The sequence below is a fragment of the Paenibacillus sp. FSL R7-277 genome, from assembly GCF_000517965.1.
GTDB lineage: Bacteria > Bacillota > Bacilli > Paenibacillales > Paenibacillaceae > Paenibacillus_AQ > Paenibacillus_AQ silagei.
In genome coordinates this window covers 47578-69521 of record NZ_ASPX01000079.1, presented here as the reverse complement: position 1 = coordinate 69521, position 21944 = coordinate 47578, and the positions used below count along the sequence as shown (strand labels likewise).

The following is a 21944-nucleotide window of genomic DNA, read 5'->3' as shown; positions in this document are numbered from 1 at the left end:
TGATGCGAGAGTGACTGGAGCAGCGTTCCCGCGGTATTTTAACGTAATCTTAATCTGTAGAACCAAACCCTAATCCTGAACTAATGGCGGGAGTGGTACGCTGAATTCTGAAGTTAACATACTGGAGAGAAGGCATGGAGATGGATGTGTGGATGAGAAATATCGGATGGGTGACGGCGCTGACGGCGCTGCTGGTGCTGATCAAGCGGCATTATGACCGGATCGATCTGCTGCAAGAGTGCACCTATGAGAATAGCGGGGTGTACGCTGCGGCATACCAGTTTGCCTGCGGGTCTTCGGCCCGTGAGGTCAGTGAGCTGCTTGTGACCAGCTTCGAGTTCGATCGTCAGGAGACGGAAGTGATCCTTGCCTGGGCGCTCCCGCACCGGATGGAAACGGACGGGGGTTATGGTGCTTTTATCGGTGCGGTCAACAGGGTGCTGGGTGAAGAGATTTACCATTCCTCCTGAAGTCTTAATACAATCTTAATGCGCCTGAGGAAACCCTTACCCTGAACTAATGGGAGAAATGATACGCTAGACCGGAAGTTACAAGAGAGAGAGATTACCATAAGGTGAGGAGTGGCAAAGACGATGATGGATGTGTATATGACGGCAATGCTGGCAGCGATATTCACGGTATTCTATGCGTTTGTACAATGGTGCAGCCGTGTGACCGATGAGCAAGGGGGGACGGAGTAATGGCAGTTGTCCTCGCAGCTACTGCGCTGCTGTTTCTGTATTTGGGCTATGCTTTGATTCATCCTGAGAAATTCTAACTACTAAGGAGGGCCATCCGTGGGGATTGTGCAGATTATAGTCGTCATCTTAATACTCGTACTGCTGGTGAAGCCGGTGGGCACTTATCTATATCATGTATTCTCTAATGAACCGAACCGGACAGACCGGGTATTTGGTGCCGCGGAGAAAGGAATTTATCGTCTGATCGGGCTGAAGCAGCGGGGCGGGATGTCCTGGAAGAAATATGCGCTCAGCTTCATCGTAACGAACCTTGTACTGGTGGCATTCAGTTATCTTTTCCTGCGGCTGCAAAAGGGGCTTCCGCTCAACCCGGGCGGGATTGGCAATATGGAAGAGACGCTTACCTTCAACACGGTGATCAGCTTCATCACCAATACGAATCTGCAGCATTACAGCGGGGAGACGGGCGTGTCCTACTTCTCACAGATGGCGGTCATGACGATGCTGATGTTCACCTCGGCGGCCAGCGGCTTCTCGGTCGCGGTTGCTTTTGTCAGAGGGATTACAGGCCGCCGCTCGGTGGGGAACTTCTTCGAGGACTTCGTCAAAGCGCATATCCGGATCTTCATTCCGATGGCACTGCTTGTAACAATGGCGCTTGTAGCGCTTCATGTGCCGCAGACCCTGAAGCCTACGCTGGAAGTCACTACGCTTGAAGGGCAGACCCAGCAGATTGCTATCGGTCCGGTGGCCTCCCTGGAGTCCATTAAGCACATCGGCACGAACGGCGGGGGCTTCTTCGGAGCCAACTCTGCGCATCCTTTTGAGAATCCGGGTCCGCTGAGCAATGTGCTGGAGATCCTCTCCATGTGGCTGCTGCCCGCATCTCTGCCGTATATGTACGGGAAGTTCGCCGGGAATAAGCGGCAGGGCTGGATGATCTTTGGCGCGATGATGACGCTGTTCGTGGTATTGCTCGGAGTGAATTACGCTGCGGAAAGTGCGGGCAACCCGGCGATTAACGCCATGGGGATAGATGCTTCACAGGGCAGTATGGAGGGAAAAGAGGTCCGGTTCGGCATCGCACAGTCGGCGCTGTTCACCACCGTTACAACGGCGGCAACCACCGGCAGTGTGAACAATATGCATGATACGCTGACGCCGCTCGGCAGTATTACCCCGCTGACCCTCATGATGCTGAATAACGTGTTCGGCGGCAAAGGTGTCGGGCTGATCAATATGCTCATGTATGCGATCCTCGGCGTGTTCCTGTGTGGGCTGATGGTGGGCCGGACGCCGGAGTTCCTGGGCCGCAAGATTGAAGCGCGGGAGATGAAGCTGATCGCCATCGCCATTTTGATTCATCCGCTGATTATTCTGGTGCCGACGGCGGGGGCTTTTCTGACAGAGCTCGGTAAAGGCAGTATCAGTAACCCCGGCTTCCACGGAATGACCCAGGTGCTGTATGAATACGTATCGTCTGCGGCCAATAACGGCTCGGGCTTCGAAGGGCTGGCGGATAATACGTCCTTCTGGAATATCACCACCGGGGTGGTCATGCTGCTTGGCCGGTATGTCTCGATGATCGCCATGCTGGCGGTTGCCGGTTCCCTGCTGCGCAAGAAGCCGGTGCCGGAGACCATAGGAACCTTCCGCACAGACAACGGCCTGTTCACCGGCATCCTGATCGGTACGGTGCTGATTATCGGCGCACTGACCTTCCTGCCGGTGATTGTCCTCGGTCCGGTTGCAGAATATTTGACTTTACGGTAGGGAGAGGGAGAGACGAGAATGAGTACTGTACACAGAAAGAAGCTGCTGACGGGTCCCATCCTGCTAAGTGCTGCCAAGGATAGTCTGGTGAAGCTGAACCCGGTGACGCTAATGAAGAATCCGGTCATGTTCGTCGTGGAGGTTGGGACGGTTATCGTATTGCTTATGGTGCTGGCGCCGGGGTATTTCCATGCGGAGCACGCGGTAGGCTTCAATATTACCGTGTTCTTCATCCTGCTGTTTACCGTGCTGTTTGCTAACTTCGCAGAAGCGCTGGCGGAGGGCCGGGGTAAGGCACAAGCCGATTCGCTCAAAAAAACCAAGCAGGACATCACCGCCAATAAGCTGGCGGGATCAGGGGTCAAGCAAGTACCGGCCTCTGAGCTGCGCAAAGGCGATATCGTAGTCGTCAGCCAGGGCGAACTGATTCCCGGCGACGGGGAAGTGACCGAGGGGCTGGCTTCTGTGGACGAATCGGCCATTACCGGGGAGTCGGCTCCGGTCATTAAGGAAGCCGGAGGCGACTTCGGCTCCGTGACCGGCGGTACCCGGGTAGTCAGCGACCAGATCAAGGTGCGGATCACCAGTGATCCGGGAGAATCGTTCCTGGACCGGATGATCTCGCTGGTCGAAGGGGCGAAGCGCCAGAAGACACCGAATGAGATTGCTCTGAACACGCTGCTGATCAGCCTCACGATTATTTTCCTGATTGTCGTAGTCACCCTGCGTCCCATCGCGGATTATATCGGGGTGAAGCTGGAGATTCCGGTCATGATCGCACTGCTCGTCTGCCTGATACCGACCACCATCGGTGGGCTGCTGTCGGCCATCGGGATTGCGGGAATGGACCGGGTGACGCAGTTCAACGTCCTGGCGATGTCCGGGAAGGCGGTGGAAGCTGCCGGGGATATCAACACGATGATTCTGGATAAGACGGGGACGATTACCTTCGGCAACCGGATGGCCAGTGAGTTCGTCACGGTAGGGGAAGCAACTGTAGCCGAGCTTGCAGCCTGGGCGGCGGTCAGCTCACTGAAGGATGAGACGCCCGAAGGGCGCTCTGTCCTGGAGCTGGCGAAGAAGCTGGAGCTTCAGGTTGACAGCAGCCTCGCGGACGGCGGGGAGTTCATTGAGTTCAAGGCGGAGACCCGGATGAGCGGGATGGATCTGCGGGACGGACGCTCTGTGCGCAAGGGAGCGGTCGACTCCGTGAAGAAGTGGGTGCTGTCGCAAGGCGGTGCCGTACCGGCCGATCTGGACAGCAACTCGGATGCTATCGCCCGGCTGGGCGGCACTCCGCTCGCAGTTGCTGTAGATGACCGGATCTTCGGGCTAATCTATCTGAAGGATACCGTTAAGCCCGGGATGAAGGAGCGCTTCGACGAGCTGCGCAGCATGGGGATCAAGACGATTATGTGTACCGGGGATAACCCGCTGACCGCCGCCACGATTGCCCGTGAAGCCGGGGTCGATGATTTTATAGCTGAGAGTACTCCGGAGGATAAAATTGCGGTGATCCGCCGGGAGCAGAACGAGGGCAAGCTGGTCGCCATGACCGGGGATGGAACGAACGACGCTCCCGCGCTGGCCCAGGCCGATGTCGGGCTGGCGATGAACAGCGGGACGACCGCTGCCAAGGAAGCGGCCAATATGGTCGATCTGGATTCTGATCCGTCCAAGATCATCGAGGTTGTAGCCATCGGGAAGCAGCTCCTTATGACGCGCGGGGCGCTGACCACCTTCAGCATCGCTAACGATATTGCCAAGTATTTTGCGATCATTCCGGCGATGTTCACGCTCGCTATTCCTGAGATGGAAGCCCTGAACATCATGGGTCTGGGGTCCCCAAGCTCCGCTATTATTTCGGCGCTGATCTTCAACGCGATTATCATCCCGCTGCTGATTCCGCTCGCGATGCGCGGGGTCTCCTATAAGCCGATGAGTTCGACCAGACTACTGACGCGCAACATTGTCATCTATGGTCTGGGCGGAGTCGCTGTTCCATTCGCCGGCATCAAGCTGATTGATATGCTCGTCAGTATATGGATCTAGGGGTCCGGCAGACGATTGAATATACAAGGAGGGCGTAATCATCATGACACAATCTACACATGAGACAACCGGAGAGCAGGTCTCCGCTTCACCGGCAGCTTTTGTCTTTACTACAGTGAGGTTAAGCATCGTATTCATTATTCTCTGCGGAATGATTTATCCGCTGGCTTCCACCGCGCTTGCCCAGGTGCTGATGCCTGCCCAGGCGAACGGCAGCCTGCTGAAGGAAGCTTCCGGGAAGGTCGTCGGTTCTGCGCTGATCGGGCAGAGCTTCACGAACCAGGCTATGTTCCAGAGCCGTGTATCCAGTATCGGATACAAAGCTGAAGCCTCGGGATCGAATAACTATGGCCCATCGAATCCCGATATGCTGCAGCGCACGAAGGATTCCATTGCCCAGTGGAAGCTGGACAATCCCGGCGTCCCTGTAAGTCAGCTCCCTGTGGATCTGATTACGAATTCCGGATCGGGTCTTGATCCGCATATTTCTCCGGCTGCGGCGCTCGTGCAGGTTCCCCGGATCAGCAAGCTGACCGGCATTCCGGCAGATACCCTTGAAGCGCTGGTGAAAGAGCATACCGAAGGGCGTGATCTGGGGCTTTTCGGAGAGAAACGGGTGAATGTGCTGAAGCTGAATCTGGCGCTGACGGAGATGGCGAAATAAGCTGGAGCGGACCGTCCCCCATATGCAAGCTATGTTGCAGTTCCTTAGCCTTTAGCAGTAAGTTTTATTTTGGGAGAAAGGAATATTTAGATGCAAGCAAGCCCGGAGCATCAAGAGAACACTGCCGGGCTTCCCACAGTCTTTTTGAGGATATGCGCTAGCGGATTTTTTTCCAGGTCAAGCCGTTTTCCGAAACCATAATTCTGCTATCATAGCCATAGCCGATAAACCATCGGCCCGCCTGAATGACATACATGTCATTCGGTACGGTTTTGCCGAGGTCCGTCATCGTCCATTTCACCCGGTCTGCCGAAATTCCCACTTTGCTGTAAACCACACCAGGGCTGTACCAGTACCGAACAAAGGTATAGTATGTGTTGCCCTTCTTATAAATCGGGCTTCGGCCAAACGGATTCACGACAGCGGAGGGAGTCTTCTGAATGGCAAACGTAATTCCGTTCTTGGAGGTATATGTATTTCGCTCATCATACAAGGTGATGACACCATCCGGCGTATACCCTTCCAACTTGAAATTGTAGCTCGTTTGGGGAACGTCATTCACACTAAACTTGTAGCTGAGATCCTTTTTGACTGTTCCCGATTGCAGGGTCCAGCTTATCAAATGGGTCGACGTATACAGAACAAGCTCCGCATAGCGATTGTCACTGGCATCCGTCAGGAACTGGTTGCGGGACAACGTCATGGCCTGTCTTGATAAGAACTCATACTCCCCGCAGTAGGCAGAGTATATGTTGCCGTTCCAGGTCAAGTAGTGCACTTCGACGGGCAACAGGCCGGCTTCCTTCCAATTCACACCATTAGAGGACGTATATATGGGACTGATATCATCCGCTTGGCTGCCGGTCAGCACATATTGCCCATTTAAAAACTGAACATTGCGGATGGTTGTCGCTTTCCCGTTGCTTGATTCTAGGGTGAAGGGAGTCCATTTGTCGCCATCCGCAGACGTGTAGTTGACAATCGTGGAATGGTAAGAATTCACATGATAGACGGATAAGAAGTACCGTCCTTTGACATAAAAGACGTTGTTTATGTCACTGGAAGGCAGTTTTCGGGAGATCCACTTGTTCCCGTTGTTGTGTGTGACATTCAGGTAGGGCGAGTTGGACACGGCGATAATAGTACCTTGTCCATCCGCTGCGATGGTGGAAACTTTATCGCCCGTTGCCCTGTCAAAGGCTAGCGGAAATTCCAGTTCCTTGGCGGCTGCTTCTGGAGAGGGGCTCGTTCCCTCTGCGAATGAAGCCGGGGCCAGCGACACCAGTAAACAAAGTACAAAAAGACTGAAAAGCCACTTTTTCAAATTGCTCATGATTTTCCTCCTATGGTGGGTTAAGCGTTCAGAAGAAAATTATAGCATATATGGAGGATGTGCGGAGATTATTGAAAGAAGGTGAGTCCGTGGCGCCCTATAAACGCAAGTCTCCTGAGGAGATTCTATATTCTATCTACCAGCTCCAGCGGGGGCGGCTGAAGATCATCATCGGCTCGGTCAGCGGCTCCGGCAAAACCTATCATATGCTGGAGGAAGGCAAGCTGCTGAAGCATCAGGGGATCGATGTCGTGATCAGTGCCGTCTCCACTATGGGCCGGGCGGAGACGGTTCAGCAGCTTGGCGATCTGGAGCGGGTCCCCAGCATCCACTGGCGGAAGGATGGCAAGGAGGAGAAGGATCTGCCGCTTGAGGCGCTGGTGGAGCGCAACCCCGAGGTGCTGCTGGTGGACGGTCTGGCGCACCGCAACCGCGAAGAGGCCCGGTTCCCGACAAGGCTTGCGGACATCCGTTATCTGATGGATCAGGGCATCAGCGTAATCACGACTATTAATGTCTACGAGCTGGCTGGTGTGGGCGAGCAGATCTATGAAATGACCGGCATCCGTGCGGAATGTACTGTGCCGCTCAATACATTGGAGCTCGCCGATGAGGTACGGCTGATCGATGTGTCGCCGGAGACCATTCTCAAGCGGCTGGAGGAGGGGGTGCTTGGTGAGGGAGCACACCCGGCACTATCCCTCCGGGGCAACCTTGGCGTACTCCGTGAGGTGTCGCTGCGGCTGATGGCGGAAGGGGTCAATGATTCCCTGGAAAAGCACCGCGAGGCCGAGGGACTGATCGGCCCTTCGGGTGCAACAGAGCGGATTCTGGTATCCGCGCAGTATCATTGGAACGGTTCCCTCTATATTAGAAGGGGACAGCAGATTGCCAAACGGCTGAACGGAGACCTGCTAATCGTTACGTTCCTCCTGCGCGGACGTCCCCTGACCAAGGATCAGCAGGTATTCAAGCGCTCCATCCGAAAGCTGACCGAACGGATTCAGGCGCGGTTCGAGGAGCTGGAGCTGCTGCGCCTGCGGATGCTGCCTTCCATGCTTGTGCGCTATGCCATTCAGAACAATGTCACCCGAATTGTGATGGGGCATTCGCAGAAAAGCCGCTGGCAGGAGAAGTGGCAAGGCTCCATTGCCAGCCGTGTCCTGCGGCGGACGCGGAATATCGATGTGTTCCTGATGGCTGACCGTGCCGAGCAGGAGGGAGAACGGGTTCTGCCGGTCCGTCCCGCTGTGAAGATGGCGGCGGAACCGTTCCACCGGCTGACCGGCCGGGAGCTGGAGCGGCGGATCGAGGATATCCGCCGGGGCACCTTCAAGGTGTATATCGGTGCAGCCCCCGGCGTAGGCAAAACCTACAAAATGCTCCAGGAAGGCAATCTGCTGCTGGGCAGGGGCATCGATGTGGTTATCGGACTGCTGGAGACCCATGGGAGAGAGGAAACCGGCAAGCAGGTGGGCAAGTTAACGATGATTCCGAGAGCGCGGATTGCCTACCAGTCCACTGAGCTTACGGAGATGGATACAGCGGCCATTATCGCCCGCCGTCCCGAGGTGGTGCTGGTGGATGAGCTGGCCCACACCAATGTCCCCGGCAGCCTCACCAAGAAGCGGTATGAGGATGTGATCAAGCTGCTGGAGAACGGGATCTCGGTCATTACCACGGTTAATGTGCAGCATCTGGAGAGCTTGAACGATGCGGTGGAGCAGTTAACCGGTGTGCGTGTGCGCGAGACGGTGCCGGATGCCATCCTGCGGATGGCCAGTGAGGTGGAGCTGATCGACGTTACTCCGCAGATGCTGCAGCAGCGGATGAGGGAAGGGAAGATCTACGCGCAAGAGAAGGTCAATCAGGCGCTGGAGTCATTCTTCAAGATCGGCAATCTGATCGCGCTGCGCGAGCTGGCCCTGCGCGAGATTGCCGATGATGTGGATGAGCGGCTGGAGGCCTGGGAGCGTGAGCCTGCCTTGCGCGGACCCTGGAGCAGACGGGAGGTTATCTTCGTCTGTGTAGACACAGGACCGCAGGCTGAACGGCTGGTCCGCCGCGGCTTCCGCATTGCACACCGCCTGAAGGCAGAGTGGCATGTTCACTACGTGCACTGTGCCCGCATGAAGACGGCGGAGGAGCAGAAACGGCTGGATACGCTGAAGGCTCTGACCGAGCGGCTGGGCGGGGTAATGGACATTACGGAGGCGGGAAGCCGCAAGCATCTCTATAAGCATCTGCTCCAGCGGATGAATGATATGCAGACTACGCAGGTAATCATCGGCCAATCCCGCAGACCCTTCCTGCGCAGCCTGTTCATAACGAGCTTCGTCCAATATCTGCTGCGGCATGCCCGGCATATGGATATGCTGATCGTGGCCGTTCATACTCAGATGATGGAATGAAGCGGCTCTGCGGCATAGGAGTGGTACGGATAATGTACAATTTACACGGGTTTGTTCAGTAATTGACATCCTTGGCACCATTGGCAATTGCGCTAATAGAGTCCCCGCTGCTAACCTAATGAACAGATGTTTATTTAACAAGCCCACAGAATATTGCGTTTGGCTTCCAGGTAAACGGCGGGACGCGTGAGGAAGACGGGCGCGTAATTGTTATTAGCGGTGGCGGCAAGATGGTGCTGGGCAGTCTGGAGGGTGAGGTTCCGTTCAAGACGGAGCTTGCAGAAGCCTTCCATAAGACGAAGTATAAGCTGGATTATTCGCAGGATATTAACGCCTGGCTCTTGAGTCACATTGTTTTAATTATCCCGGTGATGTCGGTCATTTATCTCTATGATTTTAATTTGGCAAAAGTAAGCAAAGACTCTGCACGCTGGAAACAGGCGGTTGCTGTAATGGATGAAGGGTTCCGCGTGCTCTCCACGCTGGGCTTACCCGTTAACCCCGCCTCCCTTGTTAACGGGGCGAAGAAGCACCCGGCACTGCTCGCCCAAGGGTTGAGACTGGTCCAAAAGCTGCCCTTCATGAAGCTGATCGATGGCTCATTCAGCGAGATTGCGGCGCTCTATCAAGCCTTTGAACCTCTGATGCAGCAAGCCCGTCTGTCCACACCGGCGTGGGATGATTTCAAGCAGCAGACGATGAGAAAATATGCGCTGGAGCAGGCCTAGGATGAACGAGTGCACGGAGTACAGATGAACATATGAACAGATCAACTCCTCCAAAAGAACAGCTCAGGAAGCTCCGCTAAGGCGGAGTTTGCTGGGCTGTTTTTGCTAATTAAGTAAATCACTATGGTTTTCTTATGTGGATGCTAAAAACCACATGCAATGTGCAGGTACGAGGGCGCCCGGGCCCAATATATGCTAAAAACCACACACATTACGCAGGTACGAGGGCGCCCGGGCCCAATGTATGCTAAAAACCACACACAATATGCTGGTACGAGGGCGCCCGGGCCCAATGTATGCTAAAAACCACACACAATATGCTGGTACGAGGGAGCCCGGGCCCAATGTATGCCGAAAACCACACACAATGTGTCGGCCTGAAGTTGTGTGAGCATGCTGCTGCCCAAAAGGAGCAAATGAGCGGCAGCCAGTGCAGCAACATTTTCCCATGAATTCGCCAGATGCCGCTATCAACATAACATACATAATGTTCCATTCTAGTTATAAAGCCTTGTAATTTAACGTGTTAAAGAGATATGCTTATTACCATGTGGATACAAATACAACAGAAGGAGTGGACTACCTATGACTATCATCGATACTATTCAAACGAGAAGAACGATTAAAGCCTTCCGGCCAGACCCGATTAAGGAGGAGGAGCTGAATACTTGGCTGGAGGCTGCCAGCTATGCTCCGAACCACCGGATGAATGAGCCGTGGGAGCTGTTGTTCATTGGACCGCAGACCCGTGCAGCGCTGAACCATAAGACAGATTTTGGCGGTGCTCCCGTGCTGATTGGAGTCTTATCCAAATCTGCCGCTACCACAATGGAACGTGAAGAGAACATCATGGCCGTGTCCTGCTATATCCAGAATTTCATGCTGGCAGCCCATGAGGCAGGAGCTGGTGTGTTCTGGTCATCACTCGGCGGTACAGCCAAGGGCCGCGAGGTGCTAGGTGTTCCTCAAGAACAGGATGTTATTGCGGTGCTTGCCGTAGGGTATCCTTCGGAAGTGCCTGCTGCCAAACAGCGAACACCAATGACTGATAAAATCACATATTTACCCTAAACGGACGAACAGATGCAACAACTGATGAGATGAAGGTGAACTGAATGTGGAAGCTCAGGGGCTTCATGAAGCCGTACGCCCTCTGGAGCGTGCTTGCCCCGCTGTTAATGGTAGTTGAAGTAGTGATGGACCTGCTGCAGCCTGCACTTATGGCCAGCATTGTGGATAAAGGCCTGATGAAGAATGATTTATCGCATATCCTTTCAACAGGCGGAATGATGATTGGAATCGCTATCATCGGGATGACTGGGGGTGTGGGCTGTGCGATATGTGCAAGTATCGCCTCACAGAATTTCGGGAATGATCTGCGAATCAAGCTGTTTGAGCATATCCAGACCTTCTCGAACCGCAATCTGGATCGGCTGAAGACCGGCTCGCTGATCACCCGGCTGACGAACGATGTCGTGCAGCTCCAGACCTTCGTGCAGATGATTCTGCGGAGCTTCGTGCGGTCACCGCTGCTGCTGATCGGCAGTCTGGTCATGGCGGTCCGGATCAGCCCGTCCTTGGCGCTAATCCTGCTGGCTGCGGTTCCGCTGCTGTTCATCCTGCTGTTTGTGCTGATCCGGCTTTCTTTTCCGTTATTTGCCCGGATGCAGGAGAAGCTGGATGGGGTGAGCAATGTACTGCAGGAGAATCTCACCGGCATTCGTGTAATCAAAGCCTTCGTCCGTGGAGACCATGAGCAGAAGCGCTTCGATACCGCAAATACCGGCTATACGGATACCGGAATCCGGGCGATCCGTCTGATGGCGCTGAATATGCCGCTTATGATGCTGATTCTGAATGCCAGCATTATTGCCGTGCTCTGGTTCGGAGGCCTACAGAACTGGAACGGGGCGCTGCCCGTTGGTGAACTAATTGCCTTCATTAACTATGTTACTCAATTGCTCATGTCGATGATGATGCTGAGCACGATGCTTGCCTTCGTATCACGGGCTAAGGTGTCGGGGGACCGTGTGAATGAAGTTTTCGCCGCCACAAGTGAAATTACCGAAGCGCCTGCGGCGGACCAAGCAGCCATTACGCTCGGACGGATTGAGTTCAGCAAGGTCTCCTTCGCCTATAACCGCGGGGATGAAAATCTTGTGCTGGAGGACATCAGCTTTGCAGCCAGCCCCGGGGAGACGATCGCTATTCTGGGGGCTACCGGAGCAGGGAAGTCTACCCTGGTTAGTCTGATTCCAAGATTCTATGAGGTCTTGTCCGGTGCCGTTCTGATCGACGGAACAGACATCCGGGAGATTAGCCTGGAGCATCTGCGGAGCCGGATCGGCTTCGTAATGCAGCAGTCCCTGCTGTTCAGCGGCAGTATCAGGGATAATATCCGTTACGGACGGCCGGAAGCAACAGATGAAGAAGTGGAGCAGGCGGCTGTGGCCGCAGAAGCACATGGATTCATTACAGCTATGCCGCAAGGCTACGACACGCAGCTCGGACAACGCGGGGTGAACCTGTCAGGCGGACAAAAGCAGCGTCTGTCCATTGCACGCGCGCTGTTAATTAAGCCGGCCATTCTGATCCTGGATGACAGCACCAGCGCTCTGGATGCGGTTACCGAAGCAAGCATCCGCCTGCTGCTGAAGACGGAGCTTCAGGACTCTACTGTCGTTATGATTGCCCAGCGTGTGTCTTCCATTATAGATGCCGACCGGATTCTGATTCTGGAGAACGGCCGGATCGCCGCACAGGGTACGCATACCGAGCTGATGGCAGGCAGCGAGATCTACCGGGACATCCGTCACTCCCAGTTGAAGGAAGAGGAGGAGCCCTATGTCCAGTCAACGTAAAAGGGAGCAGGCTCCCGGCGGACCTGGAGTGTTAGGCGGCGGGCCTCCCGGCCGTGTTGGCGTAACACCCAAGGTACGTCCGAAGAATAGCAAGGCAACGATCCTCCGCATCTGGTCCTATCTGAACCGTCAGCGGACAGGGCTGATTATGGTCTATGTATTCACGATTCTGAATGCTGTCCTCGCCCTGATCGGACCCTACCTGCTAGGAAAAGCCATTGATACCGCGATCCTCCCGCAGGATTATAGTCTGCTGGTCCGGTTCTGTCTCCTTCTGGGCGGCATTTATCTGCTGGGCAGCGCCGTCTCGTGGGTCCAGGCTTATGTGATGACCTCCGTCTCCCAGCGCACGGTGTACGAGCTGCGGCGGGATCTGTTCGCCAAATACCAGGAGCTGCCGGTCAGCTTCTTCGATACCCATGCTAACGGTGAGCTGATGAGCCGTGCAACCAATGACATTGACAACGTCTCCAACTCGCTGAATCAGAGTGTAACCCAGCTGCTGAACAGTCTGATTACACTTAGCGGCTCTCTGGTCATTATGCTGATGCTGAATGTGCCGTTGACTGGAGTTGCTCTGGTAACCATTCCGCTGGTCGTGCTGGCGAGCCGCCGGATTACCGGCTTAAGCCGGATCTACTTCAAGGATCAGCAGCAGCATCTGGGTGAGCTGAACGGCTTCATTGAAGAAGCGGTCAGCGGCCAGAAGGTGATTAAGCAATACCGCAGAGAACAGGCGGAGGTCACCAGATTCCGCCGAATAAGCGGGGAGCTTAACCAAGCTAGCATTAAGGCGCAGATCGTATCCGGCCTGGTAGGACCAGTAATGAACCTGATTAACAATCTGAACTTCGCGCTGGTTGCCGGAATTGGCGGCTGGATGGCTTATCATGAGCTGGTTACCGTGGGGGTCATCGTCAGTATGCTGAATTATGCCAAGCAGTTCGGCCGCCCCATCTCCGACCTTGCGAACCAATATAATCTGATCCAATCGGCAATCGCCGGAGCGGAGCGCGTATTTGAAGTGATGGATATGTCCTCCGAGTACAGCGGGGAGCAGCCGCAGGAGCTGGATCGGATTCGCGGGGAAGTTGTTTTCCGGGATGTAGTGTTCGGCTATAAGCCGGGCGCGCCTATTCTGAACGGTGTAAGCTTCACCGCACAGCCAGGCGAGACGATCGCCCTGGTCGGGCCGACCGGAGCGGGGAAGACGACCATTGTCAACCTGCTGACGCGCTTCTATGAAGTGAGCGGCGGTGAGGTGCTGATCGACGGCAGGGATATCCGGGAGCTGGGTAAAAACGGGCTGCGCCGCCAGCTCGGCATGGTGCTGCAGGACGCCCATGTCTTCTCGGGGACCATCCGTGAGAATATCCGGTTCGGCCGTCTGGAGGCCACGGACCGTGAAGTGGAAGAGGCGGCCAATCTAGCCAACGTCAGCGGCTTCATAGCGCGAATGCCGCAGGGGTACGACACGCTGCTGGGCACGGACGGGACCACCTTGAGCCACGGCCAGCGCCAGCTGTTGACCATTGCCCGCGCCATCCTGGCCGATCCGGCCATCCTCATTCTGGATGAGGCAACGAGCAGTGTGGATACCCGGACAGAGATGCATATTCAGCAGGCTATGCGGACACTGATGAAGGGCCGCACCAGCTTCGTGATCGCCCACCGGCTCAGCACCATTCAGGATGCTGACCGGATTCTGGTCATCCAAGGCGGACAGATCGCCGAGCAAGGTAACCACAGCCAGCTCCTTGCGCTGCAAGGGATATATGCCGAGCTGTATAACAGCCAGTTTAAGCAAGCCTTTGAAGCCGGGTAACCAAGGCGGCGAATGCCGAATATTGTATCTTAAAGTTATAATTACAGGAAAACAGCGATCCTCCTTTTATAAGAGAATTGCTGTTTTTCGTTTTTTGCTTCAGCCGCTATTGAATTTGTGACCGTTCATGTTATCGCGTTCTTTCAAATGTTCATATTATTGGTTACAAAGTGCAACAATGCACCATATCCAGCTAGGCGCAGATAGAATTCCTGCACAGAATACAACAATGCGCATGACCCAGCACCGCGCTGATGGAATTCCTGCGCTAATTACAACAATCTGCGCTCCTCAGCTGTGAATCTAACCGAATTCCTGCAATAAATACAACAATGTGCATGATCTGAGCTCAAACGAACAGAGTTCCTGCAAAAAGTACAACATTTATATTCAGTGAAGTGTTCAGTAGGCGTTCAGTGGGGCGTTCAGTGGGGCGTTCATTGAGGCGTTCAGTGCGGCTATTTCTTTTTCAGATTTGTGTTGCATGAGAACACTAATCTTTTTCAGTATGTTTTAAGTGCACTCGCACCTTACACTCAAACAGCGGAGCGGGCGGAACGATTGTGGAAAAGCGGAGCGTTCGCCTTTGTGTCCGGATTTTCACCGATTAGGTAAAAATAATAAAAATCTGGACACAACAGCGATTGTAACAACGTTCCGTTTGCGCAGCGTTCACCCGAGCTAAGATGTATATCATACTCAAAACCAAGGGTCTCCCAAGTAACTGCACCATATATTTCGGCTTATTATCAGCCAATTTCACAACAGGACACATAAAGGACATAACACTCGACTATGCTGAGAGGTATAAACGGGTTGAAAGCAGGGAGTACATTGAAGAAAAAGTTACTGCTTGTCGAAGACGAGCTGCGTATCCGTGAGCTGGTGTCGGATTACTTCATACAGGACGGCTGGGAGGTGCGCGAAGCCGATAATGGGCAGGACGCGCTCCTGTGGTTCGATTCGCTTGAGCCGGATCTGCTGATTCTGGATATTATGATGCCCAAAATGGACGGATTTCAGGTATGCCGGGAGATCCGCAAGAAATCGGCGACCCCGATTATTCTGCTGACCGCCAAATCCGCCGATGACGACAAAATACACGGCTTCGAGCTGGGCGCCGATGATTATGTAACCAAGCCGTTCAGTCCCAAGGTGCTGGTGGCCCGGGCTGCCGCGTTGATGAAACGGGTTGAAGGCGCACATCAGCCAGAATCCGGGGTTGTGAGATTCGGCTCAGCCATCTTCAACACCATGGCGCACCGTCTAGAGGTGGAAGGCGCCGATGTCGAGCTAACCCCGAAGGAATATGATCTCCTGTGGCTGCTGATCCGCAACAAGGGCCATGTGGTCTCGCGGGATACCATCCTCAGCCGGGTGTGGGGAATTGAATTCGAGGGGGACTCCCGGGTCGTGGACAGCCATATCAAGAAACTGCGCAGCAAGCTGGGGTATGAATCCCGACACATCCGAACAGTGATTGGAACCGGCTACAGATTCGAGGATGAAGAATGAAAAGATGGGGAATTACCTTCAAGCTGTTCGTGATGACCGTAATCTTCTTCGTCTGTTTCTACGGGATGGTAATCCTCAGCCAGTTCCTGCTGTTCGACCGCTTCTACCAGACGCAGAAGGAGTCCCGTGTAGAGAAGCATCTTAAGAGCTTCGGGACAAGCTACACCAAAGAAGCCTGGGGCAGAACCCGCACTTCCCGCGAGCTGGTCCGGTTCATGCTGCGCAATAAGACACAGATGGTCATTCTGAAGCTGGACGGGCGGATGAAGTCGGAAGATCCGTTCCGCATGAAGCTGATTGACGATAAAGGCCAGACTCAGGTGATCCCCATGTCCTTGTTCATGAATCAATTCGGAGATATGCTCCGGTCGGCCCATTTGAAAGAGAATGACCGGGTTACCATCCAGGGAGAGCTTGTCACTGGGGAGAATGACCTCGGCAATCAGTTTTTCCCGCTCACGATTACGAAACAGGGGTTCCAGCCGGTAGGCGAGGAGGCGGAGCTGGGCAACACAAGCATTACCGGGACGATTACGGAGCTGGTCCTGCCGGATCTGAAAATATGGAACCCGCGCCAGGGCATCCTTTTCGAGGCTATCGAGGACTGGTTCCCGTTAAATACGGGGCAGCTGGAGAGCCTGGGCAAGCTGAATATGGTCAAGGAAGAGTGGACGGCTCCCTGGAGCGGTATCCGCAATTCCGTGATGATTCTGCCCGTGAAGCAGGCCAGCGGGGAGATTGAGCTGTTGTTCTCAGTGACCTCGCTGCAGGATGTTAAGGATTCCAATGAAGCGCTGCGCTGGTTCTTTTTATACTTAGGGCTTGGCGGGTTCGTGCTGATTCTGGTCCTTTCGCTGTTCTATTCCAAGATGGTGACCCGGCCCTTGATCAAGCTCAATAATACGGCCAAACGAATGGTAGCGCTCGATTTCACCGGCCATGCCTCCATCCGCCAGAAGGATGAGCTGGGCAATCTGTCCAGAAGCATGTTCACCTTGTCCCAAAGTCTGGACACTGCACTGGGCGAGCTTCGGGAGACGAATCAGCAGCTGGTGGAGGAGATGGAGCAGAAGAAGAAGCTGGAGCAGATGCAGCAGGACTTTTTTGCCAGTGCTTCCCATGAGCTGAAGACGCCGCTTAGCATTATCAAGGGCTTCGCCGAGGGTCTGGAGGATGGGGTGAGCGCCGGCAAGCAGGATCATTATATCAAGGTCATTATCGAAGAGGCCGACAAGATGGAGTTCCTGGTAAAAGATATGCTGGACCTGGCCCGGCTGGAGTCCGGCACGATCAAGCTGCGCAAAAGCTCCTTTATGCTGAGCGAAATGACGGAGAAGGTGACCGATAAACTGGTGCATTCCCTTCAAAATAAGCAGCTGGATGTGGTCATTATTCCGGCGAATGAATTGCCCGTATATGCGGATGCTACATGGATTGAACAGGTGCTCAGCAATCTGCTGACCAACGCGATCCGTCATGCTGAAGAGGGCAGTACTATAACCGTTAGGCTGGAGAGTCAACCCAAGAAGCTTTTGTTCACCATACACAATAAAGGGGAGCGAATCCCCGAGGATCAGCTGGCGCATATCTGGGAGCGCTTCTACCGGATCGAGGCTTCACGCAGCCGTCTGACGGGCGGGACCGGACTCGGATTATCCATTGCGAAGCAAATTTTAGATATGCATGGCTGCCGGTATGCAGTGATGAACACCTCGGACGGCGTCTGTTTTAGTGTAACCTTTGGAGGCTGAGCCGCCCCATTACTAACTTGTCAGGAAAGGAGTGAACAGCATGAAATGGAGCTGGCTGCCTTCAATGTGCACACTGGGAAACCTGGGCTTCGGATCAATTTCCCTGCTATTCACGATTGAAGAACGTTATGATCTTGCTTTATTAATGATACTGCTGGCTGCGATATGCGATGTTATGGACGGACTGCTCGCCCGGATGCTGCATTGCACCAGTGATTTCGGCAAACAACTGGACTCTTTGGCGGATATTATTTCTTTTGGCATCGCTCCCGTCTTTCTTATTCTGTTATACCGGCTGGAGAACGTGCAGTGGGTCGGACCTGTCGCTGCGGTCGCATTCCTGATCTGCGGGGCGCTGCGGCTGGCCAGATTCAATATCTCGGCTCCTTCCAAGGGCTTCGTGGGCATGCCGATTACGGCAGCCGGATTGCTTCTGTCGATGACCACACTTATAGGTGAGCGGCTGAAGCCGGAAATGGTCATTTTAATTATGGGACTGTTGTCTATACTGATGATAAGCAGGGTTCCGTTCCCTTCGTTCAAAAAATTCGGTAACAGGAAGTGATTGTTCATGCCATGGGTCATCGAGATGATCTCACAATACGGTTATATAGCTATATTCGCGCTGCTGGCGCTGGGGCTTGTCGGACTTCCCGTTCCCGATGAGCTGCTGACGCTGTTCGTTGGCTATCTATCCTCTACCATGGTGCTGGATTTTTCACTTTCGGTTCTGGTCTGTTTCATAGGTTCGATTACAGGCATGCTGATCAGCTATACCATCGGTCTCAGAGTGGGGCAGCCTGTCGTGGACCGGTACGGGAAATGGGTAGGCCTGACGCCCAAAAGATTCGCCTATGTCAAACGCTGGTTTTTCCGGTTCGGCAACTGGACGATATTCATCGCTTATTTTGTTCCGGGCATCCGGCATGTGACAAGCTACATCTCGGGCATCAGTGCCATGTCCTTCCGAAAATACTTAATGGTCACCCTGGCTGGTGCCTTTATCTGGTCACTCCTGTTTGTCTCGATCGGTTATCTGATCGGTTCGAGGCTAACCTTTGCTTGAGTTAAGTAATAATCTTTTATAATCAAACAGGAACTTACAGCGGCTTAACGTTCTGTTATATACTGCAAGTAGTATTTATTGCTATGAAGCTAGGAATTATAGCGATCCGAGGAGGTATGACTGTAATGCCCGAATTACAAGAGATCGAGATTGAAGAATATGTGCCGGCTAAGCATGCCGCTTCCATTGCCGAGATGTGGAACAGAAGCGCAGAGAGCTGGGGCGGAGACGGAGCGTACCGGACAGAGGAAAGTGTGCTGCGGGAACACGAGAACAGCCCCATGCTCAAGTTGTTCCTGGCGGTAAGCGGCTCAGAGGTCATCGGATATTGCAGCTTCTCTCACTATAAAGAGGATACCGGGGCGCTCTATATCGCTCTGCTCAACGTGAGACCGGATTACCATGGACGCAAGGTGGGTAAGGCGCTGGTAAGGCGTTCGATCGAAGAGACGATTAAGCTGGGCTGGCCGCGGCTGGATCTCTATACGTGGCCCGGTAATGTCAAGGCGGTGCCTACGTATAAGAAAAGCGGGTTCTTCTGGGAGAACCGGGATGACACGACTCATCTGATGAACTTCATTCCCTCGGTGCTTCAGACCGGAGCGGTGAAGTCTTATTTCGAGAAGATAGACTGGTATAACGACAGCATCCGTGAGATCAAGGTGGAGCCTGATGGTCATGGGGAAAACGGCTTCGACTATTTTACATATGAATGGCTGAAGGATGGCCTGTCGCTGAAAATGGAATATGAGCGGACAGGCCGCGGTCTGCGCCTCATTGAGACGGAGGATTACCGGATACAGGTAACGATTCCTGCGCAGCATGAGCTGCCGTTTGGAGCTGAATACCCTGTCATATATGAAGCCGTTAATAAAAGCGGGAAGCCCTTGTCGCTCCAGATTAGCGGTAAAAGCAATGCGCAAATCCGCTTGGAGCTGGAGGCTGCTCAGGATATCGAATCCGAGGCCCGGATCGAAGGCCGCTTCTTCATCCATCCGGTGGAGGAGGAGCAGGATCTCTATCAGACCCATCCTGTGGTGGAGGCAGAACTGCTCATTAACGGCCTGCCTGCCGTATTCAAGCTGGGCATTAAGCCCAAGTTCCCGGTCAAGGTGAAGCTCCAGGTACCGGACAGAACGCTTTTCGCGGGCGAAGAGGTGGAGCTGGATGTGACGGTGGAGAATGAGTACAGCACAGACACCGTGTTCAGCTTCGAGCTGCCGGAGGACGAGATTCTGTCGTTCAGTCAAAAGCATTACACCGTTGAGGTTCCTGCCAAGAGCCGGAGGACCGTTACCGCAGCGGCCCGGCTGCTTGGGTACGGAATTTGGCACCATTCGGTGAGCATCCGCAGTGCAGAAGAAGGAGCGGATTCAGCTATACTGGAGCAGGAGCTGAGCCTGGTCTTCACCGGAGCAGAGACGGTCTTCGGCGGCCCGACCGACAAGGACTGGATCATCAGCAATGGCCGCTATTCCGCCGTTCTGAACAAAACGAATCATTGGCTTACTTTTTTCCAGAACCGTAAATATCTGATGAACCTGCCTTATCCGAAGCTTGGACTGCCTTATACGAATGAATTCAAAAAATTCTCAGCGCTGGATGTGAAGATCTCCAGGGATCAAGAGGCTATCGTGCTTGAGGCCACTTATGAGGTCGGCATCCGGAAGGGCTTGCTGCTGACGATGGTCGTGAAGCTGTTCGGCAACGGGATTGTCTCCCGTTATTTCAGAATCGACAACCCGCAGGCTACCGAACAAGTGGATGAGCTGGTCCTGAAGGACGGCTTCCGCTTCAACCTGCATGGAGGCGTCATCCCTTACCGCGGCAAATATATAGATCTGAGCGCAGGGGCTGAAGCTTCCGGCATGGATTACTGGGAAGCGCAGGAATTCACGGAGAACTGGATGTTCGCTGCGGATGAAGGCTTCTCCAGAGGGATTAGCTGGCCGTCAGAGCTTAAGTTGATTCAGGACTCGTGGATGCATGCTGTGGAGCATTCTCTGGGACGGATTCCCGCCGGCGGGCGGAAGGAAACGCAGCCGCTGCGGATCGCTTTGGGAACCTGGGACCATTGGCAGGATTTCCGTGCTTATGCGCTTCAAAGCGGTAACAGCAATGCTGAGGAACTGACCACTACAGAGCAGCTGGAGCTGAGCCTGAATAATGGGAATCCATTCATAAGCGGAGAGGCTAAGCTTCTCCTTCAGGAGCAGAAGAAGAGCTATCTGGTGGGTGAGATTCGGATCTCTTCCGAAGCAGGCAGCATGGAGGAAGCGCGGTTAACGGTTCAAGAGGAAGAGAAGCTAAGAGAAGCAGCTCTGCCGCTGACAGTACCATCGGGCGCTGCCCCGGATGTGCTGACCCTGCATCTGGATATGGACAGTTATGTGCAGGATCAATCCTTCCTTGTCTTGCCTGTCGCGGATGAACGTGTCCGGCAGGAGAGACTTGTAGCAGAAGGGGCGCAGGTACTGGCTGTAGACAACGGGATACTGCGGATACAGGCCAGCCCGGACTTTGCACCGGGATTATTCTCGCTTGCCCATCAGGGCGAGGAATGGCTGGAATCTTCTTTTCCGCAGCCGATTGCAAAGTCTTGGTGGAATCCATGGGTAGGCGGAATCGTAACCAGTGTGGGCGACATTGCCTTGCGCAGCTTCATGGAGGAGCCGTTAACGGCTGATTTCGCCGAACTGACCGATAATAAGGGGAACCGCTGGTCGGGTATCCGAATGAGCGTCACCATTCAGAAGAATGATAAATACAAAGGACTCGTACTGCATCAATATTACATGCTGCTGCCGGGCGTTCCGGTGCTTGCCTCTACGGTACATGTGGAGCAGAATACAGGCGGCCCGCTATGCCCATTGAAGCTTGAGACTTCAACCTTCTATACTGCCGCCTCCGACATACAGGATGGCAGGGCGTATCTTAAGAACAGCAGAGGTCAAGAGCTCACCTACAAGTCAGGCCGGGGACAGGCAGAGGATGCCAGCCATAGCGGGATTCTGCAAGTGGGTTCCATGGAACGCCAGCAGCGTCTGTCATTGGTTACATCATTTAAGCATCCGTCACCTTCCTTGTTAGTCAATTCCGTCGCATTGACGTCTTATGCGGAAGAGTACCTGCATCTGCAGGATGGCAAAGAGCAGTTCAGCAAGCCGCAATTCTATCTGATCTCGGATCTCCAGGTACCTGAGCAGGCTTATGGCGATCTGCTGTCGATCCGGTTCAAGAAGTGAGTCAGAGAAAGGAAGCTTC

16 protein-coding genes are annotated in these 21944 nt (G+C 54.1%); 15 read left to right on the top strand and 1 reads right to left on the bottom strand.

Going from position 1 to position 21944, the window contains the following annotated elements; genetic code table 11:
• Positions 1-134: 134 nt before the first annotated feature.
• The 5 genes from C173_RS22000 (at position 135) to kdpC (ending at position 5190) form a co-directional block, all read left to right on the top strand.
• Positions 135-470: a hypothetical protein gene (locus C173_RS22000; protein ID WP_051478280.1), complete on the top strand. Its 336-nt coding sequence runs from the start codon at positions 135-137 to the stop codon at positions 468-470.
• A gap of 230 nt (positions 471-700) precedes the next feature.
• A complete protein-coding gene (locus tag C173_RS35695) occupies positions 701-778 on the top strand; it encodes a potassium-transporting ATPase subunit F (RefSeq protein WP_076154139.1) in 78 nt (25 codons plus the stop codon).
• Positions 779-797: 19 nt separating this feature from the next.
• A complete protein-coding gene (gene kdpA, locus C173_RS21995) occupies positions 798-2474 on the top strand; it encodes a potassium-transporting ATPase subunit KdpA (RefSeq protein ID WP_036728512.1) in 1677 nt (558 codons plus the stop codon).
• Between the two features lie 18 nt (positions 2475-2492).
• The gene (kdpB, locus tag C173_RS21990; protein ID WP_036728510.1) at positions 2493-4526 is read left to right on the top strand and encodes a potassium-transporting ATPase subunit KdpB; all 2034 of its coding nucleotides are present in this window, start codon (positions 2493-2495) and stop codon (positions 4524-4526) included.
• A 43-nt stretch (positions 4527-4569) separates the two neighbouring features.
• On the top strand, positions 4570-5190 hold the full coding sequence (gene kdpC, locus C173_RS21985; protein ID WP_036728507.1) for a potassium-transporting ATPase subunit KdpC: 621 nt from the start codon (positions 4570-4572) through the stop codon (positions 5188-5190).
• 157 nt (positions 5191-5347) lie between these two features.
• Here the strand turns inward: kdpC and C173_RS21980 are convergent, their stop codons facing one another.
• The gene (locus tag C173_RS21980; RefSeq protein WP_036728504.1) at positions 5348-6523 is read right to left on the bottom strand and encodes a hypothetical protein; all 1176 of its coding nucleotides are present in this window, start codon (positions 6521-6523) and stop codon (positions 5348-5350) included.
• Positions 6524-6612: 89 nt separating this feature from the next.
• On the opposite strand from C173_RS21980, the gene C173_RS21975 reads away from it, so the two are divergent.
• From C173_RS21975 to C173_RS21930, 10 genes are all read left to right on the top strand, one after another.
• Positions 6613-8934 carry a universal stress protein gene (locus tag C173_RS21975; protein ID WP_036728561.1) on the top strand — a complete coding sequence of 774 codons (2322 nt, stop codon included), beginning with the start codon at positions 6613-6615 and terminating at the stop codon, positions 8932-8934.
• Between the two features lie 230 nt (positions 8935-9164).
• Entirely contained in the window at positions 9165-9662 is a 498-nt protein-coding gene (locus tag C173_RS21970) for a hypothetical protein (protein ID WP_051478278.1), read from the top strand.
• A gap of 585 nt (positions 9663-10247) precedes the next feature.
• Entirely contained in the window at positions 10248-10733 is a 486-nt protein-coding gene (locus C173_RS21965; protein ID WP_036728502.1) for a nitroreductase family protein, read from the top strand.
• Positions 10734-10777: 44 nt separating this feature from the next.
• Entirely contained in the window at positions 10778-12523 is a 1746-nt protein-coding gene (locus tag C173_RS21960; RefSeq protein WP_036728499.1) for an ABC transporter ATP-binding protein, read from the top strand.
• Complete coding sequence (locus tag C173_RS21955; protein ID WP_036728498.1) at positions 12507-14348, top strand: ABC transporter ATP-binding protein; 1842 nt, start codon at positions 12507-12509, stop codon at positions 14346-14348. Before C173_RS21960 ends, C173_RS21955 begins: the two co-directional genes overlap by 17 nt.
• Positions 14349-15182: 834 nt before the next feature.
• On the top strand, positions 15183-15863 hold the full coding sequence (locus tag C173_RS21950; RefSeq protein WP_036728495.1) for a response regulator transcription factor: 681 nt from the start codon (positions 15183-15185) through the stop codon (positions 15861-15863).
• Positions 15860-17614 carry a sensor histidine kinase gene (locus C173_RS21945; RefSeq protein ID WP_036728493.1) on the top strand — a complete coding sequence of 585 codons (1755 nt, stop codon included), beginning with the start codon at positions 15860-15862 and terminating at the stop codon, positions 17612-17614. Before C173_RS21950 ends, C173_RS21945 begins: the two co-directional genes overlap by 4 nt.
• Before the next feature lie 40 nt (positions 17615-17654).
• Entirely contained in the window at positions 17655-18179 is a 525-nt protein-coding gene (gene pssA, locus C173_RS21940; protein ID WP_036728490.1) for a CDP-diacylglycerol--serine O-phosphatidyltransferase, read from the top strand.
• A 6-nt stretch (positions 18180-18185) separates the two neighbouring features.
• Positions 18186-18680 carry a DedA family protein gene (locus C173_RS21935; RefSeq protein WP_036728489.1) on the top strand — a complete coding sequence of 165 codons (495 nt, stop codon included), beginning with the start codon at positions 18186-18188 and terminating at the stop codon, positions 18678-18680.
• A 125-nt stretch (positions 18681-18805) separates the two neighbouring features.
• Positions 18806-21925 carry a GNAT family N-acetyltransferase gene (locus C173_RS21930; protein ID WP_036728486.1) on the top strand — a complete coding sequence of 1040 codons (3120 nt, stop codon included), beginning with the start codon at positions 18806-18808 and terminating at the stop codon, positions 21923-21925.
• Positions 21926-21944 lie beyond the last annotated feature (19 nt).

Coding starts and splice junctions, on each gene's coding strand:
- kdpC (WP_036728507.1), top strand. CDS start 4,570: ATGACACAATCTACACATGAGACAACCGGAGAGCAGGTCTCCGCTTCA.
- C173_RS22000 (WP_051478280.1), top strand. CDS start 135: ATGGAGATGGATGTGTGGATGAGAAATATCGGATGGGTGACGGCGCTG.
- C173_RS35695 (WP_076154139.1), top strand. CDS start 701: ATGGCAGTTGTCCTCGCAGCTACTGCGCTGCTGTTTCTGTATTTGGGC.
- C173_RS21980 (WP_036728504.1), bottom strand. CDS start 6,523: ATGAGCAATTTGAAAAAGTGGCTTTTCAGTCTTTTTGTACTTTGTTTA.
- C173_RS21970 (WP_051478278.1), top strand. CDS start 9,165: ATGGTGCTGGGCAGTCTGGAGGGTGAGGTTCCGTTCAAGACGGAGCTT.
- C173_RS21965 (WP_036728502.1), top strand. CDS start 10,248: ATGACTATCATCGATACTATTCAAACGAGAAGAACGATTAAAGCCTTC.
- pssA (WP_036728490.1), top strand. CDS start 17,655: ATGAAATGGAGCTGGCTGCCTTCAATGTGCACACTGGGAAACCTGGGC.
- C173_RS21945 (WP_036728493.1), top strand. CDS start 15,860: ATGAAAAGATGGGGAATTACCTTCAAGCTGTTCGTGATGACCGTAATC.
- C173_RS21930 (WP_036728486.1), top strand. CDS start 18,806: ATGCCCGAATTACAAGAGATCGAGATTGAAGAATATGTGCCGGCTAAG.
- C173_RS21955 (WP_036728498.1), top strand. CDS start 12,507: ATGTCCAGTCAACGTAAAAGGGAGCAGGCTCCCGGCGGACCTGGAGTG.
- C173_RS21935 (WP_036728489.1), top strand. CDS start 18,186: ATGCCATGGGTCATCGAGATGATCTCACAATACGGTTATATAGCTATA.
- C173_RS21960 (WP_036728499.1), top strand. CDS start 10,778: ATGTGGAAGCTCAGGGGCTTCATGAAGCCGTACGCCCTCTGGAGCGTG.
- kdpB (WP_036728510.1), top strand. CDS start 2,493: ATGAGTACTGTACACAGAAAGAAGCTGCTGACGGGTCCCATCCTGCTA.